This is a genomic window from Rhizobacter sp. P3_B12 (assembly GCF_056402895.1).
In genome coordinates this window covers 1-3,563 of the sequence record NZ_JBFUGN010000647.1, presented here as the reverse complement: position 1 = coordinate 3,563, position 3,563 = coordinate 1, and the positions used below count along the sequence as shown (strand labels likewise).

Here is a 3,563-nt window from a genome sequence, read left to right as displayed (position 1 = left end):
CAGCATCACCGAAGCACATGCCGACTACGCCCGGGAAGTGGCGAAAACACTTCAAAAACAAGGAGTTAGGGCGGAGAGTGATTTGCGCAATGAAAAGATCACGTATAAAATCCGCGAGCATTCCTTGCAAAAGGTCCCGTTCATCCTTGTCGTCGGCGAGAAGGAGAAGGCAATCGGGGCTGTTGCGGTGCGTGCCCGCGGCAACCAGGATCTCGGCGTGATGCCCTTGGACGACTTCTCGAAGAAGCTCGCCAGCGACATCGCCAACCGGGCCTGAAGTTAGGCAACTCCTGCCCGCAGGCGTTCATCGACATCCAAAGTTTGGGCTCCGCTGCCTCGGGGTCCGGTGAAAGGTAAGAACCATCGCTACTTTTGCTGACCGTCGCACTCCCAATGTGGAGCGCAAGCACCGCCTCAATCGCGAAATCATGGCGCCAGAGGTGCGGCTCAACGGTGTAGAGAACGAACCGCTCGGGATCGTGAACATCCAGGAAGCCCTGCGCATGGCAGGCGAACTGGACGTCGATCTGGTCGAAATCGCTGCGCAGGCCGATCCGCCGGTCTGCCGCCTGATGGACTACGGCAAGTTCAAATACCAAGAGCAGAAACGGGCAGCGGAAGCGAAGTCCAAACAAAAGGTCATCGAGATCAAGGAAGTCAAGTTCCGTCCGGGCACGGACGAGGGCGACTACCAGATCAAGATGCGCAACCTGCGCCGTTTCATCGAGGAAGACGGCGACAAGGGCAAAGTCACGCTGCGCTACCGCGGCCGCGAGATCACCCACCAGGACATCGGCATGCGCCTGCTGGAGCGCATTCGCGACGAACTGGCCGATGTGGCCGTCGTCGAGAACATGCCGAAGCTCGAAGGGCGCCAGATGATCATGGTGCTCGGCCCGAAGAAGCGCTGAGACCGAATAGCGTCGAAGTTTTGAGAGTTCAGCGCGCCGGTCTGGTCACCGGCGCGTTGCAAGAAGCCCCTCCAGGCCAACAAGACCGCAAGTTCTTTGCGGGCGCCTGGTGGAGCAACGAAAAAGGAGCAGTCATGCCCAAAATGAAGACCAAGAAGAGCGCTGCGAAGCGTTTCCGCGTCCGTCCGGGTGGCACCGTCAAGCGGGGCCAGGCGTTCAAGCGCCACATCCTCACGAAGAAGTCCACGAAGAACAAGCGCCACCTGCGTGGTGCCGTCGGCGTGCACGAGACCAACATGGGTCACATGGCTCAGATGCTGCCCTTCGCCGGGCTGTGATCTGYCACTGCTGATCTCACGGTTTCAGAAACACTTCCAGAAGGAGTAATCCATGCCTCGCGTCAAACGTGGTGTAACAGCCCGCGCTCGTCACAAGAAAATTCTCGCACTCGCCAAGGGTTACCGCGGCCGTCGCAAGAATGTATTCCGCATCGCCAAGGAAGCGGTCATGCGCGCTGGGCAATATGCCTATCGCGATCGCCGCACCAAGAAGCGTGTGTTCCGCCAGCTCTGGATCGCGCGCATCAACGCCGCGGCCCGTGGCCTGGGCATCACCTACAGCAAGTTCATGAACGGCATGAAGAAGGCGTCGATCGAGATCGACCGCAAGGTTCTTGCCGACATGGCAGTCAACGATCCTGCCGCTTTCGGCAGCATCGTGGAGAAGGTGAAGGCCCAGCTCGCTTGATGTCGTGATCGCGCCGGCTCGCGCACACGCTGTGCAGCCGGTGCCACGCAAGTCCCCGAAGGCTGTTCGCAGCCGCCGGGGCAAGCTCTCCAAGGCCGACCTCGTGTGCGGCCTTTTTTGTTTCTTGAACCGACCATCCATCCTCTACCGATGAACGACCTCGATCTACTGGTGCAGGCCGCGCACGCCGATTTCGCGCAGGCGACTGCACCCGCCGATCTCGAGAACGCGAAGGCGCGCTACCTCGGCAAGGCCGGGCGCGTGACCGAGCTGCTGAAGTCGCTGGCCGGGCTCGCGGGCGACGAGAAGAAATCGCGCGGTGCCGAGATCAACGCCGCGAAGCAGGGCATCGAGGCCGCGCTGAACGCGCGCCGCCAGGGCCTGGCCGATGCCGAGCTGCAGGCGCAGCTGAAGGCCGAGTCGCTCGACGTGACGCTGCCCGGGCGCAAGCGCGGCACCGGCAGCGTGCACCCGATCACGCGCACGATGGAGCGCATCGAGGCGATCTTCGGTTCGATGGGTTTCGACGTGGCCGACGGCCCCGAGATCGAGACCGACTGGTACAGCTTCACCGCGTTGAACAACCCGGAGAACCATCCGGCGCGCTCGATGCAGGACACCTTCTACGTCGATATGAAGGACGACGAGGGCCACTGGCTGAACCTGCGCCCGCACACCTCGCCGATGCAGGTGCGCCATGCGCGCGCCCATGCCGCGAAGTACGCCGGCCAGGCGCACATGCCCGACATCCGCGTGATCGCGCCGGGCCGCACCTTCCGCGTCGACAGCGATGCGACGCACTCGCCGATGTTCCACCAGGTCGAGGGCCTGTGGATCGGCGAGAACGTCAGCTTCAAGGACCTGAAGGCGATGTACCTGGACTTCATCCAGGCCTTCTTCGAGACCAGCGAGCTCGCGCTGCGCTTCCGCCCGAGCTACTTCCCGTTCACCGAGCCGAGCGCCGAGATCGACATCATGTTCGAGAGCGGGCCGCTGAAGGGCCGCTGGCTCGAGGTCTCCGGCTCCGGCCAGGTGCACCCGCAGGTGGTGCGCAACATGGGGCTCGACCCGGAGCGCTACATCGGCTTCGCGTTCGGCTCGGGCATCGACCGCCTGGCGATGCTGCGCTACGGCGTCAACGACCTGCGCCTGTTCTTCGACGGCGACCTGCGTTTCCTCAGCCAGTTCAAGTAACCAGCGGAAGACCCATCAATGCAATTCCCCGAGTCGTGGTTGCGTGAGTTCTGCAATCCGCCCCTTGAGACGAAGGCCCTGGCCGAGCTGCTGACGATGTCCGGCATGGAGGTCGAAGAGCTGCGCCCGGTGGCGCCGCCCTTCAGCCGCGTGGTCGTCGGGCGCGTCGTGTCGCTGGAGCGCCATCCGAATGCCGACCGGCTGAACGTCTGCCAGGTCGATGTCGGCAGCGGCAGCCTGCTCAACATCGTCTGTGGCGCCCCCAATGTCGCCGCGGGCCTGAAGGTGCCGTGCGCGCTGGTGGGCGCGGTGTTGCCCCCTGGCGAGGACGGCAAGCCCTTCGAGATCAAGCTCGGCAAGCTGCGCGGCGTCGAGAGCCAGGGCATGCTGTGCTCGGCACGCGAGCTGAAGCTGTCCGAGGACCACGGTGGCCTGCTGATCCTGGCCGAAGACGCGCCGCTCGGCGAGGACATCCGCAAGCACCTGTCGCTCGACGACACGCTGTTCACGCTGAAGCTGACGCCGAACCTCGGGCACTGCCTGAGCGTGTTCGGCGTCGCGCGCGAGGTCGCCGCGCTGACCGGCACGCCGCTGAAGACGCCTGCGTTCAAGCCGGTGCCGGTGAAGCACGCTGCCGTGCTGCCGGTGAAGGTCGAGGCGCCCGACCTGTGCGGCCGCTTCTCGGGCCGCATCGTGCGCAACGTCAACACC

General features: G+C 63.9%; 6 protein-coding genes. All 6 read left to right on the top strand.

The genetic code is table 11. The features are described 5' to 3' along the window. A partial coding sequence (locus AC1D01_RS25415; protein WP_477871303.1) for a His/Gly/Thr/Pro-type tRNA ligase C-terminal domain-containing protein occupies window positions 1–277 on the top strand: 277 nt, incomplete at its 5' end. 118 nt (window positions 278–395) lie between these two features. After that, a complete protein-coding gene (gene infC, locus AC1D01_RS25410; protein WP_255358641.1) occupies window positions 396–911 on the top strand; it encodes a translation initiation factor IF-3 in 516 nt (171 codons plus the stop codon). Window positions 912–1,045: 134 nt separating this feature from the next. Beyond that, complete coding sequence (gene rpmI / locus AC1D01_RS25405; RefSeq protein WP_047511790.1) at window positions 1,046–1,249, top strand: 50S ribosomal protein L35; 204 nt, start codon at window positions 1,046–1,048, stop codon at window positions 1,247–1,249. 52 nt (window positions 1,250–1,301) lie between these two features. Next, a complete protein-coding gene (gene rplT / locus AC1D01_RS25400) occupies window positions 1,302–1,658 on the top strand; it encodes a 50S ribosomal protein L20 (protein ID WP_047511792.1) in 357 nt (118 codons plus the stop codon). A 150-nt stretch (window positions 1,659–1,808) separates the two neighbouring features. After that, window positions 1,809–2,852, top strand: a complete 1,044-nt coding sequence (gene pheS, locus AC1D01_RS25395; RefSeq protein WP_477871301.1) for a phenylalanine--tRNA ligase subunit alpha — start codon at window positions 1,809–1,811, stop codon at window positions 2,850–2,852. An 18-nt stretch (window positions 2,853–2,870) separates the two neighbouring features. Further along, window positions 2,871–3,563 (top strand): YtpR family tRNA-binding protein (gene ytpR / locus AC1D01_RS25390; RefSeq protein WP_477871299.1); only part of this gene is annotated, 693 nt, incomplete at its 3' end.